Origin of the sequence: Shimia sp. R11_0 (genome assembly GCF_017744035.1) — a bacterium.
GTDB classification, from domain to species: domain Bacteria; phylum Pseudomonadota; class Alphaproteobacteria; order Rhodobacterales; family Rhodobacteraceae; genus Shimia; species Shimia marina.
Map to the genome: position 1 here is coordinate 13,035 of NZ_JAGHQY010000012.1, position 18,027 is coordinate 31,061.

Consider the following 18,027-nt stretch of genomic DNA (forward strand, 5'->3'; position numbering starts at 1 on the left):
TCCGCTTGCCCCACTGGAGCAGCAAACCAGCGCGGAGCACCGATCTGAAAGCAGGCGAGGATGTGGTCTTCCAGAGGTCTGACTGACGCATCAAAACTGTACCTCCACGAAAAATTGCCCGGAGGACTGACTGATACTTCCGACGTCTTCGGCATCGATGCTCACCCCATACCGCGTGCGGCCATCCGCACTTTGACCGCTCACATCAAAGCCAATACCGGAGCCACAATCCGACTGTCCTGAGACACCGGTGGTACGACGACAGATGACTTCAGGATTAAGGCTGAAGGTCGCGCGCCCCTCGACAATATTCAGGGGGATGACAATTTCGGGCGTAAAGCTGAGGTCAAGGACGGAGACTGTGCCGAAGTCATCCCGGACAAAGCCACTGGTCCCGAATGCATCCGCCCTGAACCCCAACACCCCAAGTTCAGCCCAGCCATAGTCCACCGCCAATTGCGGGCGCAACTCGATGCCTGACCGGGTGAAGATACTCCCGGACAGCCTTCCCCCTGCGTAGTAGGAGAACGCACCATAGCTGCCTTCCAGATCCAAAGTATCGTCAGCAAATCCAATGTCGGTATAGGTATATTCGAGAGCGGCATAGCCATCGGCAAACAGGTGTTCAGACAACTGTGCCATCCCATATCCGCCAGCAATCAGACCGACACTGTCGGCATCACCTGCAAAATCGCCCGTGATGTCACTGACACTCAGGCTGCCGCCTAGGAAATAGGCCCAGCGTGTTCTCTCCGAGACCGCATGTTCGTAAGTCACGCGCCCTGAAAGCTGCGCCGTCCAATTGTCATCGTCATCAAGGGCTACGTCAAACTGCCCCAAAGCTGTGCGGATCGCGTTATTGTGCAGCACGGTCTGTCCGAAGAACGAGCCTGCTGTCTCCAGCGGCTGATCAGCCCCCAATGAGATCTGACCATCCACATCGAATGGAATGTCTCGCGTCACCAAGTCTGGAGTGCGCGTGACCCCGATGAACCGATCCAGCGCGCGGTCCATCATGCCGGTGTTTGAACTCATGCCATTTGTCAGACGGCGTAAGGCCTCCTGTTGCACCACACCGATGATTTCGATCCGCTTGGCCGTGAACTCCGCCTCTGGGCTGCCAACCTGTGCAGAAAAAGTCGAGGCTTGTGCTGTTGGGTTGCCCACAAGGTCACGCACCACACCAGCGGGCAGCACAACCCTAATCGCTTCGCGCATATTCGGTTCAACGGTCACGCTATACTGCGCACCGGCACCCGTTAAGCTGCCTGCAATGAGCGTGCCACCGGTGACCTCAAAGAGGTCTTCGGTCAGGTCAAGAAGATCTTCGCTGGCCGTTATGCTCAGCGCAAAGGCCCCCATCACAACCTCATCTTCTGAGGCATTGAAGGCAATGACAGGCGATTCCAGATCGGCAAAAACGGAGAGCGTGAGCTCTTGGTTCAGCACATTGCCAGCCGCATCTGCCACAGCCCCCGCAGCCAGCGATATGATCACTTCTCCATGGCTTTCTGCACGAAGATCCATTCTGAAAGACTGGTCGTTGGTCGCCCGCACAGAGAGCAGCGTGCCATTGGTCACCTGAATTTCTGACGTGTCCAACCCCTGGACAACTTCAGAGAACACAAGGGAGACGGAAAAATCTCGTCCCGTCGCCCCATTCGGCCCGCCAAATGTTGCGGTTGGCGCAGTTGTATCGCGGTCCACCACCAAGGGCTGGGAGGCTGTGTTGACGTTGCCAACGGAATCTTGCGCCACAGAGGCAGGCACCTCAACCGTTATCGATCCTGAGGATGTCGGCGTAATAGTCGCGGCGAAGGTTATATTGTCAGTGGTAGAGAATGCAGACACCGCGCCGTTGTTCACGACAAGGTCTGCCTGCTCAAACCCATCCACAGCCTCCGAAAACCGGATCGCCACATCAAACGGGGCATTGGCGAAAACCGCCAGCGCCGTGATCGTCACCGAAGGTGCGGTTGCGTCAACCTCTCGGCTGAGACGAGGGGCGGCTGTATTGGGGTTCTGGGCCAAATCCAACGCAGCCCCGACCGGGAAATCCACGCTGACCATACCATCGCTGTCAGGCGCGACATTGAACAGGAAAGTCATGTTATCGGGCGTAGAAAGATCCCGCACGGAGCCATTGCCGACCACAATATCACCGGCCTCAACCCCCGTCATGGGTTCCTCAAAAACCAGCGTGACAGGGAACGGGCCAGCAAAGGGGCCAGTATCTGCGGAAAAGAGCGGCGCTGGCGCGACGTTGTCCAATGTATACTGCTCATTGATTGACGACGGTGCGGTCACGATCACAGGAGCCCCGGCAAAATCGATCACTGTCGCACCCGAGACCAGCTCCAGACCAACGGTTCCATTCACGTTGGCCAGATCGCCGCCAGAGACGGTGATTGCATACACGCTGTCTGAGAGGCGTTGCACATTCGTGACGTTCCCGGTTGTCCCCCGGACAACGAAATCAGCGACATCGACATTGCGAACGTTCTCAGAAAAGGTCGCGCGGAACACCAGAGTGTCTGCATTTGTGCGCTGGTCGGTAGGAGTCTCGCGCGCAACAGACTGAAGCCGGGGGCGTGCAATATCGCTGGCGTTAATGAAAACCTCAGCCTCAGTGATGGGTGCCACCGCATTCGTCACATTGCTCAGTTGAACAAAGAAAGACTCCCTACCCTCTTCTATGTCATCGTCAATTAAAGGGATGCGCAGCTCAGCCGACGTCGCACCCGGTGCGATTGTGACTGATTGCTGTGTGATCGCTGTATAATCATCATCGGCAGACGCAGAGTTTTGAGCTGTTGACCACGCAAAACGGATCGGGAGACCTGAAGCGGCATCCAAATTGACACTCACAATTGCTGTTTGGTCTGCCTCTTCGAAGTCTTGGACATCGGTCAAGGTCAGTGTTGGAGGGGCGTCATCGTTAGACAGGGTGACCGTCGCGGTGTCACTCAGGTCAAAATCATCGGCGGCGACAGTGGCAGCAACCACATTTTCGAGGGTGATTGAGACAGTCTCATCCGCCTCTGCCAGATCATCAACCGTTGGTATCAACGCAAAAGTCTGCAGCTCTCCTGCAGTACCCGCAAATGCCAGTGTCTGGCGCAGCGCGGTATAATCTGCCCCCGCTGTTGCGCTGCCATCTGCAGTTGTCGCATCCACAGTAAACCCGCCATCGACCGGATTATTCAGCATGAGCGAAACAGTTATCGGGCCGTCATCTTCGTTCCCGGTCACATCGGCGACCGCCAGTGTGGCCGTATCGTCATTTCTGATCGTTCCAAAGGCGGTGCTTTTGCTTATCTCGACGCGTGTGCCCGTGGGATTAGACAGTTCCAAAATCAGCGTCTCATCCGCTTCGACCTGCGCGTCGTCGACAACATCCACGGAAACGGATTGCGTCTGCGTGCCGCCATTGAACTGCAAGACGCCGCTTGTCGGAGCAAAATCGGCACCGAGTTCAGCAGTTTGGGACTTCAGGGTATAGTTTACCGTTGCACCACCGTCGGGCACTGGCCCGGACAAATAGACCGAGAATTCAAGCGGTTCCCCTTCATCCGCCTCAGCGGCACTTACTGAAAACGCAACGGATGTATCATCGTCAAGAATCGTAAGGGACGCGGTGCCGTCAAAAGAGATATCGCCAGTTTCGATATCTTCACTTGGTAGAATGCTGCTAAACCCAATCAGAAAGGTTTCATCGGGTTCAGGGTCAGTATCGGCATTGAGAGCGATCGTATAGCGCTGCACCTCTCCTGCCGTGCCGCTGAATTGCAGCGGGGCAGTCGAGAAAGAATAATCTCCGCCGCCATTATTCTCGAGATCAAAATGCGAGACGACAAGGATCGAAAACCCGCCCTGAACGGGGGTGTCCAAGACCAGTTCGAACGCGATGTCCCCCGCGTCTTCAAAACCCGAGATATCCGCAACCGTCAGCGTTGTGGTGTCATCATTCGTGATGGTGCCGGTCCCCACCGACGTGCCCAACTCGACATTCTCTCCAAGCAAGTTCGACAGCGTTGCCGTCAGGGTTTCATCGCTTTCAACGACAGTCTCGTTCACGATGTCCACATCAACCGTCATGGTTTGCTGACCGGCCGTGAACGTCAGTCTGTCATCAACGTGGACATAATCTGCACCAGCCGATGCCGAGTCGCCCCTGGTGGTGAAATCAAAACTCACCCCCCCTGCTGGAGCAGGCTCGGTCAGGCTGACGGTGAAGCTCATCACACCGGCATCTTCGGAAACAGTGGGGCTGTCGACCGAAAGGCTGATCCTGTCATCATTCAAAAGCGTTAGAATTGCGCCGTCGGTGACGTCGATATCGTCAAGATTGATCACTGACGAAGAGACCACTTTCAGACCCAGCAAAATGGTCTCATCTGCCTCGACCTTGCTATCCGGCGTCGGACTTATGAAAAAGAAGCGACTCTCACGGGCAAAACCGTCCACGAACCTCGCTCTCTCACGTATAGGGGTATAGTCGGAATCTGCCACTGTCGCGGTGCCATCCGCGCTTTCGACCTCCACCTCAATAACTCCGACAAAGTCGTTTTCCACACGCACATATTCAGAAGTAAAGTCCCCCACATCTTCGGGTACGGAAACATCTGCGATGGTGAATCTCACGGTATCGTCATTCTCGATGGTAACTGTCGAAACCGCATTGTTTGGTAGGGTGGCGTTTTCAGGGTCAGAAAATACAATCGTGAATCTTTCATCCCCTTCCGCGAGAATATCACCGCGAAGCGCAAGAGTGACCCGTTTGGATGTCTCACCGGGATCAAACCGCAGCCTGCCCTGCGGCAAATCAACGGTATAGTCTTCGTTCCTGCGCGCGGTGCCGTCCCGGATCTCGTATTCCACCGTAATTGCGCGCCCTGATACATGGCTCAGCTCAACAGGTATCTCTATAGGGGAAGTCCCACCAAGCCCTTCAAGGACAGTGATCGAGGGCACATCTTTGAAGCTTGGTTGGTTTGCCAGATCATCATTGACGATCGTGGCAACACCAGTCGCATCAGCGAGAATGCCATTGACCGGGTTTTCCAGTACCAGATCGAAGGTTTCGTCATCTTCGTCAAGCGCATCTCCCCTCACGCGTACGAGAACAGATTGACTGACATCACCGGGCGCAAAGGTCAGCGTGCCGGTTGTGGTCTCGTAATCCCCTGCCAACGCCGGATCGCCGGATGTGGCATAGTCCACCGTCACTGTCTGAGCAAATGGCGCATCCAACCGCACCTCAAAGCGGAAATCTGTAAAGCCCCCGCCTGAGCCTTCATCCTGACTGACATCACTGACCGAGATATTTGGCAAGACGTCATCATTTCGGATGGTCACAATTGCGGCCAAGGGGGCGGCAACAACACCCGCACCAATCTGGGCATTGTTGAGCTGTAAAACACCCGGCTCAAGCCGCAGTGTTTCATCTACTTCCGGTACAGAATCGTCTGTGATCCCAACTGTGAGGAACTGCACTTCACCCGGAGTCCCCACAAATTCTAACGACGCCGCATTTGGAGTGGCGGAGCCGACAAAACCCCTCTGGTCATTTGCGTCGGTGGTCTGATTTACGATCTGAAAATCATTGATCGCAAAACCGCCTTGAACCGGGTTGTCCAAGCGGTAGGCGACGGCGGCTTCCCCCGCATCCTCAAGGACAGACACAGAAGACGCGGAGATCGACGCGCGATCATCGTTTTCGATCGTGCCGATGCCGAGCCCATCTCTAAGTACGACGCCGCTCCCAACAACATCTGTGACGATCAATTGCAGCGTTTCATCTGCCTCGACCATATCGTCGCCATGAACAGGCACACGCACGTATATCTTGGTATCACCAAAATCAATCGTGGCAGTCCCGGTCGCCGGCGTATAATCACCTGTGTTTTGGCTGCTTGGGCTTGTGCCGCTCGCGGCCCTGTCACTCTGATCGCCGTCGGCAGTCCTGTAAGATATTATAACGTCTTCCTGAGGCCCAGCTGCATCCAGTTCGATTTCAAACACCAGGTCAGTTGTGCCAGAATCCCCTTCGACGACATTTGCATCGTAGACGTCAAGGTTGGCAAAATCGTCATTGCGGATGGTCAAGGCGACGGGGTCGGATATGGCAATGTCGCTGAGATCAATACCGTCATCGCTTTGCAGAACACCTGCTACAATGATTAATGTTTCATCCGCTTCCAAAAAAGGGTCGTCCGAAACTCCAATCCTTAAAGATTGCACTTCACCAGCAGTGCCCGCAAACTCCAAAGACGCAACAGCGGGATCAGGGGATCCGACAAAGCCAGTATGGTCATTGTCGTCGGTGGTCTGGTTCACAATCTGAAAACCATTGATCGTAAAGCCGCCTTGAACAGGGGTGTTCAACCGGTAATCTATGGTGACGGTGCCACGCCTGTCGCCACTTCTCTCTTCGACGGTCTTATCAACCGCGGTTACCGTCGCTGTGTCATCATTCACGATCGTGCCAATTCCGGTTCCATCGGCGATCGAGGTGGCTGTGCCGAGCGGATTGGACAGTGTCAGCGTCAAAACTTCATCCGGCTCAACGATGTTGTCGCCGAGCACAAGGACAGTTACACGCTGGGTTGTTGTGTTTGCGGGAAATGTGATCTGGCCAGTCTGCGGAGTGAAATCCGATGAGCCTGCTCCGGTGCCGGTGTCTCTACCCCCAGGAGATGTGGCATAGTCCAAGCTGACGCCACCCGCCGGGGCGAGTGCGGACAGTGAAACTTCAAAGCTAAGGTTTGTCGTTCCCGAATTCCCCTCGCTCACAGTGGGATCATCGACCGAAATCTCAACAAAATCATCATTGAGGATCGTTAGGGTCTGTTGTCGTGTCAGTGTGACATTAGCGGGGTTGAGGATGCCAACTTCTGAAGTTGAGGATAGGTTATTGCGAGGAATTACTCTCATTCTAAGAACAAAAGTCTCATCCCGTTCTGGGGCAGCGTCCGGGAGCACTCTGATTGGAAGACGCTGAATTTCCCCTGCGGTACCCTCAAACTCCAGCTCAACAACGAAGTCCTCATAATCGTCGAACAAGGTGGCCGTACCGCTTCTGTTATCGAGAATGAGGCTGAAACCACCTTGAACAGGGCTGTCAAGCACTGCTGAAACTTGGAAATCATCCTCAGGGCTCGAGAGCGTGGTCAATGTGACCCCCGCCGTGTCATCGTTCATGATGACACCAATGCCCGATACACCAAGAGGGATCTGAGAGACCGCACCGAAGGCTCTAGTCAAGGTCAGGAGCAACTGTTCGTCGCTCTCAACAATATTGTCGCCTCTGACGGGGATGTTTAAGGTTGTGCTCGTTGCGCCTTCAGAGAACGATAGCTCTCTTCTGCCACCAGGTGCCCTGAAGTCACTCCCATCCGCTCTGCCTTGCCTTCTGGTTCCGTCGCCTGGCCCCACAGTGTATTGAACGATCAAACCACCTGCCGGAGCAGGTTCGGACAACGTGATTTGGAATGCCATGTTTGTCGTCGTACCCGCGGCCCCTTCGACCACACTTGGATTGCTGACCGATGCGGTGATCTGTGCCTGTGCGGCAGGTGTTGTTGTCATCATCCCTAAGAGGGCTAGCGACATCCACAAGGCCAGCCCAGACAACCGGTTACGCAAAGTGTTTGAGGGGCATGTCCGAGATGAGATCTTCTGTCTGCACGACGCGAAACACCATTTGGACACAATGGATCTGACATTTTCGCAGACAAATTTAACCGCATCCATGTGACGGCTCCTTCACGTATAGTCCCAATACCTCCTCTCAAGATCGGGCCAGCATAGAAGCAGTCCTAAACCCGACGCCGGCGCAGACAGGCACGTCCGTCAGGCCGGTGGAGAGAGGTTCAATGGAGGGCTATACGCGCCGTGTGCGCGTAAGAATGCCAAGAACTTAGCAATCACGGCACACCGCGTTAATTTTCTGTTAGCGCTCAGACAGCGTTATTATTTTTTGATCACAACGCCTTGTGCCGTTCACTACCGTGGGCTCGGAAACAAAGGACTGAGCAGATCAACTTTAATTGAAAGCAGCGATTAGTACGATAGGTGATCGGCTCTGGCGGCATCAATCCATTCAGAAAGCGCGTCAACGTCTGGGATCTCGATAGCGCCGTATTTCAGCGCGATCAGCCCCTCTCCCTCCAGCTTCTTGAGCGCCTTGCCAACAGAAACCCGGGAGGCACCAACAGCAACTGCAATCTCCGATTGGCTCCAATGCACAACGCCGCGCACCTCTGAGGCGTCATGCATATTCAACAGCATAACCGCCGTATAAGCCGGTAAAGGCAGCAGACGCAGATCATCCAGCATGTTCAGCGCGACATTCAAACGATTCAATGTGATCGGCAAAGCAGCGCTGGCAATCTCCGGATATTTCTCCATCAGCGCCATAAAATCGGCCTTTTGCACATAGCCGATTGTTGTCTCTCCAACGGCAACTGCGTTCTGATTGCGCGCGCGTCCAGTCAACACGCCCATGATGCCCATGAAATGACCCGGCCCCAGGACCGCCAGAATGGTCTCGCGACCATTCGAATTAACCCGGCCCACCCTCACAGCCCCGGAGCGCACAATCATCAACCGGTTGCCATCATCACCACGTGAATGAATCATATGACCGTCATCATAGGCGCGACGCCGCTCTACCGAGGCGATTTCGGCCTGAATTTCAGGCTTGAGCATGTCCAGAAACCGAAGGCTTCCATGGTCAAACAGACCCGTCATTTTTCGACATTCCCTTAGTCTTGTCAGCCGCTCATTCATGCATGCGAAAAGGTTCGCGCCACGCCAGATTTCCTGGAAGCGTATCATAGCGCCCCTCTTCTCTGGCAGGGCTATCCTATGGACATTGCGACAGAAAGGCCAAGAGCGCGAGAGGTGCTTCTTTTCCCTTCTCCATGTCGGCTATGTAAGCAGCAAGATCCCCCATATTCTCTCCAACCTGATGGCTTTCAGCCGAACTTCAAGGCACGGAGCTTTAAAAGTTCACGCGCTTCAGAAGGCGAATTGCGATGCTTCCCGTGATAATAGAGACCCCACAGGCCAGCCAAAACACAATGGCGTAATCCGCTGCTTGTGCCGCGACACCTGACGCCACGGAACCCGTCATGTAAATCAGCAAAGTCGCACTAGAGAGCACCGTAAAATCTGTTCCCGCCTGTGACAGGGAGGCATAGCGCATGAACGTCGTGAACACGCCCACAAGGCCAACATATCGCAGGAACGTGCTTGTCACAGACAAGACAATTAAAATCTCATGCGGCAGACCGTACATGGCTGCGGCTCCAAAGGCTGCAAGCACCAAGGACCGCGCGACGACAAATGTGATAAAGAACGCCACCAACCCAAATCGACGAATGACGACCATGCCCAGATAGGCCCCCAGAAGGCCAACAACCGCGGCAGATCCGCCGGTCACCACACCGATCATTGACAGAGAGAGTCCTGCATCGACCAGAAAGGGTTGTTCCAGTGCCCTGATCGCCCCTTCGGGCAGGCGAAAGATCAGTGCAAACGCCAAGATCGCAAGCGCACCTGAGCGGTTGAAAAATTGACGCAGGCTCGGTTTCTGATGGATGTCTGCCGCATCCCGTTTGCCGAGCGCCTCCGGCACCGTAAGGAACAGCGACACCGACGCAAAGGAAACCAGACCGATGCTCAGCACCGCAATTTCCCAACCAAAGGCATCGTACAGAAGCAAACTGCCTGATCCGCCAACAAGAACGCCAACGGCGGCCGCGCCGCTTTGGACAGCGGTGCCGGCGGCCTGATGCGCCACTGGCAAATGCTCGACGGCATATCCATCCGTCGCAATATTTTGTGTCGACAAAGCGAAGGCCGTCACCATCAGAAGGGAGAGCAAAATGCCAAGGTCAGCAACCGGATCCAGCTGCGACGCGGCCACGATGGCCAGCAGGACAATGGACTGTGTACATAAAACAATGCCCTTTCGACCAATTCTCTCATGTCGCGACAGGCGATCAATGTAGGGGGCCCAGAGCGGTTTCAGAATCTTCGGCAGAGCCAAGAGAACCACTCCGCCAATGACCGAAAGATCGACACCCTGCGACCTCAGGATGGGGGGCAAGGCGGCGATCACCAGATACATCGGGATCGCCTGGGCAATGTAAAGCCCAACAAGCCCCGCCCACATGCTGGCATCCAGCCTGGATGATCCAAAGAAACCAGGCAGCAGCCTGACTAGAAGACTCATGGTGTCCCTTCACTTCTGGCCGCGACACTCCCCCAAAGCGGCACCGCAGAGCATGTGCTGCCCATCCTCTTTAGGCGGACGAACTGTCCAACTGGAAATGGAAAATACGCACGATATTGCGATAGTTTCAGAAAAATTTGCGTCAGCCATCCCCGACTTTTCGCTGACACAAGCGCTTACCCGTCGACGCCCTCAGAGGTCAACAACGCGGACTGAAAGCTGTCGTAACGTTTTCGCCATCAGGTATGTGAGACAGGAAATCTAGTTTACGCAGTCTGCAGACGCTGCATACACCTCAATCAGGTCGTGCAACCTTCTCAACAACAACATTGATGGGTGTGAGAACAAGACCGTTGCCTCTGGCCGGATACCAATGCCAAATTTTGTGGTAACTTCCACCCGATTCAGATTGCGAAATCGAGGATATTCCCGAAGCAAAAAATTGCTTTGCTCACTCATAGTTGAGGTGTCTGGGCGTGCAACAATATCAAAAGGCCAATCGCTTTCTGGAAAATTTTTCTTCAGAAGATTACTCATCTCATTGAGATCTGCAGGTTCAGGCCACCCATCAATAGAAGGGATGTGAAAGCCAAACAGGTCGCTACCCGGCATCTTCTCCACGGTCAAATCCATGCGGGCGAAGTCCAATGTACTCAAATCAACATACTTAACTACAGTTCTAGGCTGATAGCTCATATCGGAAGAGGAAAACTCGCGAGAAACCACTATTTGGCAGCCCGTCACGCTGACACCTTGATATGTCATTTCATAAAAAATTTCTTCCAGCTGCCCTTTCAGATCCATTTCTGACGCGTGACAAGCTGCCCCCATAAGAATAAGTGCGAGAAACGTGAACAGCATTAAGTGTAACTTTAAGGTCATGGCCCACTGGGGTTTTAGCAACGAAGAGAAAAAATCAATGTTCCAGGATCCCCGCAGGGGATCTTGGCACGAGTATCGGAAACATCACACCAGACGGAAGAAAAACCGTCAATCGATTCAATTTAAATAATTCATTGCAGCATACTCAGTTATATTTTTTAAATACTCTTTTAAATCCATCCCAGACGGTTGCGATCACTGCAACAGGGCACAAAATAAAGAACAAAAACTTTCCTCTTGCGTACTGACGGGCATCAAGACTCTCCTCGCCCAAGAAAAGCAATGTCAGGCCGACAACACCCCACATTAAAATCAAAAAAAGAAACGCCGTTCTAATTTCCATCCAAAACTCGTTGAGCATGGCACGGTTCACTTTAAGCCCTCCAATTAGTCACTACTCGGGTCGGGACAAAACTAAATCTGTTTGACATAATCCCCCCTACACAAATTCAAACCCCATCCGCTACGCCCTGCTTAGTCTTTCACGCACTTGCTGCATGCGCAAGAATTACAATGTCGGGAAAATTCTCTAGGATCATTAATGTTTTAGCAGCGGCGCGGAAAATCAATGGGTTTTGACCCTATGCCAAAGCTATGCCCATCAGAACTTCCACAAAAATCGAAATCACCCAAATCGGGTTTTAGCTTAGTCTTGGGGGACATTTATATCTTCCTTCAGTTGGTTTAAAAACCGCGAGAACACAGGAGGGTTCATTTTGCTTCGATTGCCCCCTGCAACGCCAAAAAAACGGCCAGAGCCAGCCGCAAATATCACGCAATCGAACGCAATTATTCCCAATAAATTACTTAGGATAGTGAAGCCACCAATGCCAAAAGCCGCAAGAAACGAAAATACACCCGCATCAATAGCCGAATGGAAAAATAAAATTTTTGAGACGCACCACCCTGTGGCTCTAATGACAACCGAAATCAGAGCGACCACGCAAAAAGCTGGCAGAAACCCTAACCCCGATATCTCCGCACAAAACAAATAAAGTGAAACAAACTTAATCCTCTTAAACACGGGTCTAATCGCACGTACTCTCCAAAAAACAGAAAAAATCAACGTTAGCCCCTTTAAAAATTCAGCAAAAACCTGGCAAAGCAACACTCCCAGCCTAGCCTGATGAAAACATCGCACTACCCGTGCAAAATCCACGATGCGAAGCAGATCCGCGACGCTTCGCGCTATGCGGAATGTTAGATCGCCGGCAGAGGTCGTCATCGTCAATGGTCTTCGCGCATAGAGTCGCAATGCTTAGACGTGTTAACATGCATCCCAAATCACGCCAGCGCTTATTGATAAGGGTAAGGTTTTCCTCATGCGGGAAATACATGATCTCACCCTTCAAAACACCCCCCCCCCGGTGTTGGCCTCGCAGGCATTTAAGTTTCAGGAATGCTCAGAGCGGTGCCGCCCAAAGAGGAAACCTCTTGGAGCCTGTATCGTCATCGCCTGCCCAGCGGCCATGAAGTTTGGGCGCATGCCGCTCTTAGTTCCCCTGATCAGGTCCCCAACCCTTCAAAGATCTCTGGGTCCATCTCTTCCCAAAAGGTGAAAATAGCACGCACATTCAAGGGCGACACCCAGCCAAAACGTTCAAAGTCTCCGCGCGCCACCTCATCGTCGAGTTGACTGGCAAAGAGCCTTTTGTCCGCGTCCCGTTGCGTCGGCGTGCGTTTGTTGATCGCAGCCTGCACACGTTTCAAGCGCTCTGCGCGATCTGACTGAGTGGCGCTGACCGGCGCAGCCTCAGGTGTTGCGCCATAGTCTTCCTTCAACGCCGTGCTGAGATAGCCCACCATGCTTTTCACGTCTTTACGCTGCCGCACATAATCCAGCTTCTCGCCAACCTGATCTTCGCCATAGGCGCTGATCCATTGTTTGGCGAGCCGGTCACTCACCCCAAGCTCTCTGAGCTTGCCGTAAACCGGCCCATGGCGCAGCCCGCCTCCATCATCAATGTCCAAAATCGCAAGCTGCGGGTTCTCTTTGATGCGGAAGCGGATCTCGGAAACCACCCTGCCCTTCTTGCGGGTTTCCGGCTCGATCAAAATATTGCTGGTCTTGTTCACCTCTGCCACCGCCGGTTTGATGACCTTCGCATTAAGATGCTTGTAGCTCTCATAATAGCTTGATCCATCCAGCCCCATCAGGCGCCTGAACAATTCCATAGACCACCAGCCGGTGCTGCCGGTGCGAATAAACCGGTAACAGTTCTCATAAAGCGCCAGCGCATGGCCTGACGTGAATTTCTTCTGGATGTTCAGATTGATCAGCGCAAAGACCTTAGGATCATGCAGCTTTTCCGCCAGCGCCGGAGAATAGGAATATTCACAAACACCGCCCTTGAGCTTGGCATAGCTCAACAGGCTCGACACCCCCCATTCCTGCTGCCCCTTTTCGTCCAGCATGTCCCATTCGGCGACCGTCTCCGCAAGCCCGCGCAAAGAAGCTTTCAACGTGTCCATATCGTTGGAGTTATACCCAATCATCAAACAGAGCGTGCGTGCATCAATTGAGTGTTTCGCCTGACTGGTGAGGGTGTCATAGGCGTTCAGCAACAAGACGTTGGACAGCTTACGTTGTAACAAGGTGAGCTTTCCAGACACATGGATCGCCGCCACATGTTTCTTTACGGCACCGCGTCGGAGCGCCCCCGTGAGTTGGTCACGTGGAATATCTGTCATCTGCTGCTGCCTTTGTTTTTTACCACAGTATGGTCTGAAAGGAACCTGTGCGCAATTCCCTTTTGGGTTCTTAAGAAAGGCAAACAGCTTTCCTGTGTTTGGGTACCTTTATGCATTTGAACCCGCCAACAGCAGCCTTAAAGGTACCACAATACGGGATCACCTGACCGGAAGAGTCACGCAGATGGGCGATTTGCACGCTAAAACAGCCAAAACCGTGGGTAGGCCCCCCTGTTCCCGCGAATCGGGCCCATTGCACCTGTGTTTGGGGTCTTTTGATCCTGTATGCGGGTTCCCCTGATCCCGTAAGCGGGCCCCCAAACTAGAGTAAGTCTTTGTTTATAATATCTATTGATGTCGCAAAGATTCTAAAGTCTCTAAAGATTCTACAACCTATATGTCGTTGCTTTTTTTATTTTTGATTAGGTTTCGTGGCGAAACTGCCTTCAAAGATTCACATATGGCTTTTCATGTGCGATAGTTCTGACAAAATACTAATAGAAGCAGTACATCGCATAGGAACAGAGATGGTATCAGGCAAAGACCCACTTCCGCCCTATTTCAACATCGACCCAGCCACCGCCGCTGCCAAGCTTTCCGAGCCTATCGACACGGCCCGATTCGCGAAAGCGGCGGCATTTGCTACGAAGGGGCGCCAGGATCTCGCCCGCCGTGGCTATGCCCCGGATGGTCAAAAACGGCTCCGTCGGTTCTCCACCTGGGAGATCTGTAAATTTCTGATCCCGGTTGCCCCGGCACATTTCCGGCGGGTGCTCAAGAAATATCCTAATCTGCCGCAGGGCGTGGGTGAAGGAAACTCCAAGTGGTTTTCTCTGGAAGACGTGTTGGCGCTGCGCGCACACTTTGCCAGTGAAGGTGCACAAGACAGAGAGTATCAACCCTGGCGTCCCGAAGGGCTGCCTGCGAAAATTGTGGCAGTCTCCAACTTCAAGGGCGGCACTTCTAAAACCACCACCAGCGCCCATCTGGCTATGTCTGCCGCGCTGGACGGCTACAAGGTTTTGGTCATTGACCTCGACAGCCAAGGCTCCCTGACTTCGATCATGGGGGGGGATGTGCCGGATGAATGGTCCACGGCCTTTCCGCTGATGGCCAAAGACTACGCGCAGGCAATGGTGGCCGAGAACAGCGTCCGCGAGGCCCGTGGCGAAAGCCCCCTGCCCTTCGACGAAACACTGACCGAAGCACTCGAAGTTTCGGCGCGCGACATCATTCAGCCGACCCATTGGCCCAATATCGATCTGCTTGGGGCGCAGCTCAATCTCTATTGGGCTGAGTTTCAGATTCCGGTCTGGCGCATGGGCCTGCGCAGCTGGCCGCTTTGGGATGCGCTGACCAACGCTTTGACCAACGAAGGCATCGTCGATGACTATGACATCATCTTCATCGACACCCCTCCTGCCCTTGGTTATCTGACCATCAATGCCTTGGCAGCTGCGGACATTCTGCTGGTGCCACTCGGGGCGTCCTTTCTGGAATTTGACTCTACCGGGCGTTTTTTTGATATGCTCTATTCGACCTTCGCCAGCGTTGAAGAAGGCGAAAATGCCGCCCGCCGTCGAGATGGCCTGCCGGAGATGAAGTTTGAATGGGATGCGGTGCGTGCACTCATCACTCGGTTTGATGCTGGACAGCAGACTGATCTGGCCAATGTGATACAGGCCTACTTTGGTGATTTTATGACCACCTATCGTCAGGAACTTACCGCCATGGTCGGGCAGGCTGGCGAACAGGTGAATGGCATCTATGAAGCCGATTATCGCGAGTTTAACCGCGATACTTATGTCCGGGGGCGTGAAACATTTGACCGGACATGGGCCGAGGTCAAAGAAATCATTCTGGGCACATGGTGGCGTGATCTCGAAGACTTGAAAGCGGAGCAGGCGGCGGAGGCTGAAAATGGCTAAGCGCAGAAAACTCGAAGCCCCAAGCAGCGCAGATATCAGCAAACTCGAAGAGGAGTTTCGCCGCGAAACCTCTGCCGCTGCGCCTGGCGCGCCCAAGACACGCGGCATGGCGCCGATCTCTCAGATCGCGGCAGAAACAGCAGCGGTGGCGCAACCCAAAACCGCGCAGGAACGTGCACGCGATGCGCAGCTCGAAGCCCGCGCCGCTAAACTGACAGCGGCCGAAAACGATGGGCGGCTTCTGGTGGATTTGCCGATTGCCGAGATTGAGGCCGAGGCCATCGTGCGCGACCGAACCACGCTCAATGCCGATGACATGCTGGAGCTGCGTCTGTCGATTGCGCAGAACGGGTTGCGTCTGCCGATCGAAGTTTTTGAACTGCCAGATGGGAGTGAGGGCGGACGCCGCTATGGGCTGATTTCCGGCTACCGTCGCTTGATGGCGATCCGCGAGTTGAATGGGCTCAGTGGGCAGCAAGCGCATGAAACCATCCGCGCCATCATTCGCCCCAAGGCCGAGACAGACACCGCCTTTGTCGCCATGGTCGAAGAGAACGAGGTGCGCGCAGAGCTGAGCCAGTTTGAGCGCGGTCGTATCGCGGTGATCTCTGCACAGCAGGGGGCTTTCCTCAATGTAGAGGATGCGGTCAACAAACTCTTCGCTACGGGCTCCAAGGCCAAACGCTCCAAAGTGCGCAGCTTTGCTTTAATCTTTGAAGAGCTCGGCGACATGCTGGAGTTTCCAGACGCGCTCAGCGAGAAGCGAGGGCTAAAGCTGGCGCAGATGCTACGACAAGGCGGAGAAGCCGCGTTGCGCGATGCATTGGCCGAAGCCTCACCGGCCTCTGCTGAGGAAGAATGGGCCGCGCTGGAGGCTGTGATCGTTGCCATGGACAGCCCGGTCAAAGATCCCAAGCGTGGCGGGCGTCCCAAGAAGACCACACCAGACACAGAGTGGCGCAATGCGGCAACTATGGTCACCGCATCGGGGGTGACCATTCGTCGACAGGCGGACGCCAAGGGGGTCGTTCTGCGCTTTGAAGGCACCCCGGTGGACGCCGCTCTGATGGACAATCTGCTGGATGAAATCCGCGCTTATTTGGAGAAACCACGCTAAGGTTTCGCCGCGAAACCCGCGCCGCAATCTCTTGTTGGCGCGGGCTGCTTCTTTGATCTCAAAGTCCTAAAGCCTACCAATCCGCCAGAAGGTCTGTTGCTGGATTGGCCGCCACGTCCACATCGTCATAATATTTCTGCGCCTGAGCTGCCGAGCGATGTAGCGACAGGCGCATGGCCGCGGGCAGGGGCGCGCCATCCAGCGCCGCCTGTGTCAGAAAGCCTGACCGTAGACCATGGGGTGAGGCATAGGAAGGATCCAGCCCGGCGTCTTGCAACAGCCGTTTGAGGATTTGTGACACGGCCGCATCTGACAGGCGCTTCTGGCCCAAGGCGTCGGTGCGGGTGATCCGTCGAAACAGTGGCCCTTCGGTGATCCCGCTGGCGTCAATCCAGGCCACGACAGCCCGCGCCGCATAGCCTTTCAGGACCAGTTTCGGGGTCTTGCCGTGATCGGTGGTCTTGGTCTGCACCAGTTGCAGCCAAACCACCCCCTGCGCATCATACTCGGACAGGTCTACATCTTCGCGATTGAGCCCCACAATCTCTGACCGTCTGCGCCCGCCTGAAGCCCATCCCAGTAGTAAAATGGCGCGGTCTCGCAGTCCGCGCAGCCCTGATCCTGCGGCATCAAGCAGTTTCAGCAGAACATCCTTTGTGATGGGATGTGCGGATTTGGGCGTAGGGGGGCGGGCCATGGCCTTACGCGCTTTGGCCCGCGTTTGCCGCAGCAGCGGGGCATCAAACGGATTGGGTTGATTGCGCATCCGGTGAAACGCACACCAGGATGCGATCCGACGGTTGAGCGTTGCTGGCGCCGGACAAGAGAGCCCCTTGCGTAGCCCCAGCCCGATCAAGGCCTCCGCCGTCTGTTTTGCACGCCCCTCTTCCTCGTGCAGATCACGGCTGTGATCCAGAACGAAGCGCAGCGCCACCTCTTCCTGTTCCGGCCACGTCAATGCCGCTCCAAAGGCTGCCTGTTTCCAAGCGGTCAGATAGACCAGATCCCTCTCATAGGCGCGCAGGGTGTTGGTCGGCGTGCCACGGACATAGAGGTCTTCCAATGCTGCGCTGTCTGCGACATCCAGTGAGGGCAGGGCAGAGGCGCGATGCGGGATCAATGGATCAGACATGACAATGCACCTGTGCTAGCGTGAATCGACAGGC

General features: G+C 54.5%; 11 protein-coding genes. 3 read left to right on the plus strand and 8 right to left on the minus strand.

The features are described from left to right. Window positions 1-90: 90 nt before the first annotated feature. On the minus strand, window positions 91-7,203 hold the full coding sequence (locus tag J7382_RS18695) for a Calx-beta domain-containing protein (protein ID WP_247745115.1): 7,113 nt from the start codon (window positions 7,201-7,203) through the stop codon (window positions 91-93). Between the two features lie 280 nt (window positions 7,204-7,483). On the opposite strand from J7382_RS18695, the gene J7382_RS18700 reads away from it, so the two are divergent. Continuing rightward, on the plus strand, window positions 7,484-7,759 hold the full coding sequence (locus tag J7382_RS18700) for a hypothetical protein (RefSeq protein WP_209070566.1): 276 nt from the start codon (window positions 7,484-7,486) through the stop codon (window positions 7,757-7,759). Between the two features lie 305 nt (window positions 7,760-8,064). Here the strand turns inward: J7382_RS18700 and J7382_RS18705 are convergent, their stop codons facing one another. From J7382_RS18705 to J7382_RS18730, 6 genes are all read right to left on the minus strand, one after another. Further along, window positions 8,065-8,754, minus strand: coding sequence for a Crp/Fnr family transcriptional regulator (locus tag J7382_RS18705; protein ID WP_209070503.1), 690 nt, complete (start codon window positions 8,752-8,754; stop codon window positions 8,065-8,067). A 253-nt stretch (window positions 8,755-9,007) separates the two neighbouring features. Next, a complete protein-coding gene (locus J7382_RS18710; RefSeq protein ID WP_209070504.1) occupies window positions 9,008-10,243 on the minus strand; it encodes an MFS transporter in 1,236 nt (411 codons plus the stop codon). A gap of 261 nt (window positions 10,244-10,504) precedes the next feature. Continuing rightward, entirely contained in the window at window positions 10,505-11,104 is a 600-nt protein-coding gene (locus J7382_RS18715; protein WP_209070505.1) for a hypothetical protein, read from the minus strand. Window positions 11,105-11,270: 166 nt separating this feature from the next. Then, the gene (locus J7382_RS18720; RefSeq protein ID WP_209070506.1) at window positions 11,271-11,498 is read right to left on the minus strand and encodes a hypothetical protein; all 228 of its coding nucleotides are present in this window, start codon (window positions 11,496-11,498) and stop codon (window positions 11,271-11,273) included. Between the two features lie 273 nt (window positions 11,499-11,771). Further along, window positions 11,772-12,350 carry a hypothetical protein gene (locus J7382_RS18725; RefSeq protein ID WP_209070507.1) on the minus strand — a complete coding sequence of 193 codons (579 nt, stop codon included), beginning with the start codon at window positions 12,348-12,350 and terminating at the stop codon, window positions 11,772-11,774. Window positions 12,351-12,631: 281 nt separating this feature from the next. Beyond that, on the minus strand, window positions 12,632-13,816 hold the full coding sequence (locus J7382_RS18730) for a replication initiation protein (protein ID WP_209070509.1): 1,185 nt from the start codon (window positions 13,814-13,816) through the stop codon (window positions 12,632-12,634). Window positions 13,817-14,343: 527 nt separating this feature from the next. Between J7382_RS18730 and J7382_RS18735 the strand changes: the two genes are divergently transcribed. Together J7382_RS18735 and J7382_RS18740 are read left to right on the plus strand one after the other, a co-directional pair. Further along, a complete protein-coding gene (locus J7382_RS18735; protein WP_209070511.1) occupies window positions 14,344-15,744 on the plus strand; it encodes an AAA family ATPase in 1,401 nt (466 codons plus the stop codon). Next, window positions 15,737-16,861, plus strand: coding sequence for a ParB N-terminal domain-containing protein (locus J7382_RS18740; RefSeq protein WP_209070512.1), 1,125 nt, complete (start codon window positions 15,737-15,739; stop codon window positions 16,859-16,861). The genes J7382_RS18735 and J7382_RS18740 overlap by 8 nt, the downstream gene beginning before the upstream one ends. Before the next feature lie 73 nt (window positions 16,862-16,934). Here the strand turns inward: J7382_RS18740 and J7382_RS18745 are convergent, their stop codons facing one another. Beyond that, window positions 16,935-17,993 (minus strand): site-specific integrase, encoded by a 1,059-nt coding sequence (locus tag J7382_RS18745; protein WP_209070514.1) that lies wholly within the window; start codon window positions 17,991-17,993, stop codon window positions 16,935-16,937. Window positions 17,994-18,027: the final 34 nt, after the last annotated feature.

What these genes read in the sequence shown, in the direction of transcription:
- J7382_RS18725 (WP_209070507.1), bottom strand. Translation starts at nt 12,350, where the DNA reads ATGACGACCTCTGCCGGCGATCTAACATTCCGCATAGCGCGAAGCGTC.
- J7382_RS18735 (WP_209070511.1), top strand. Translation starts at nt 14,344, where the DNA reads ATGGTATCAGGCAAAGACCCACTTCCGCCCTATTTCAACATCGACCCA.
- J7382_RS18695 (WP_247745115.1), bottom strand. Translation starts at nt 7,203, where the DNA reads ATGAACGATGACACGGCGGGGGTCACATTGACCACGCTCTCGAGCCCT.
- J7382_RS18740 (WP_209070512.1), top strand. Translation starts at nt 15,737, where the DNA reads ATGGCTAAGCGCAGAAAACTCGAAGCCCCAAGCAGCGCAGATATCAGC.
- J7382_RS18730 (WP_209070509.1), bottom strand. Translation starts at nt 13,816, where the DNA reads ATGACAGATATTCCACGTGACCAACTCACGGGGGCGCTCCGACGCGGT.
- J7382_RS18715 (WP_209070505.1), bottom strand. Translation starts at nt 11,104, where the DNA reads ATGCTGTTCACGTTTCTCGCACTTATTCTTATGGGGGCAGCTTGTCAC.
- J7382_RS18745 (WP_209070514.1), bottom strand. Translation starts at nt 17,993, where the DNA reads ATGTCTGATCCATTGATCCCGCATCGCGCCTCTGCCCTGCCCTCACTG.
- J7382_RS18710 (WP_209070504.1), bottom strand. Translation starts at nt 10,243, where the DNA reads ATGAGTCTTCTAGTCAGGCTGCTGCCTGGTTTCTTTGGATCATCCAGG.
- J7382_RS18705 (WP_209070503.1), bottom strand. Translation starts at nt 8,754, where the DNA reads ATGACGGGTCTGTTTGACCATGGAAGCCTTCGGTTTCTGGACATGCTC.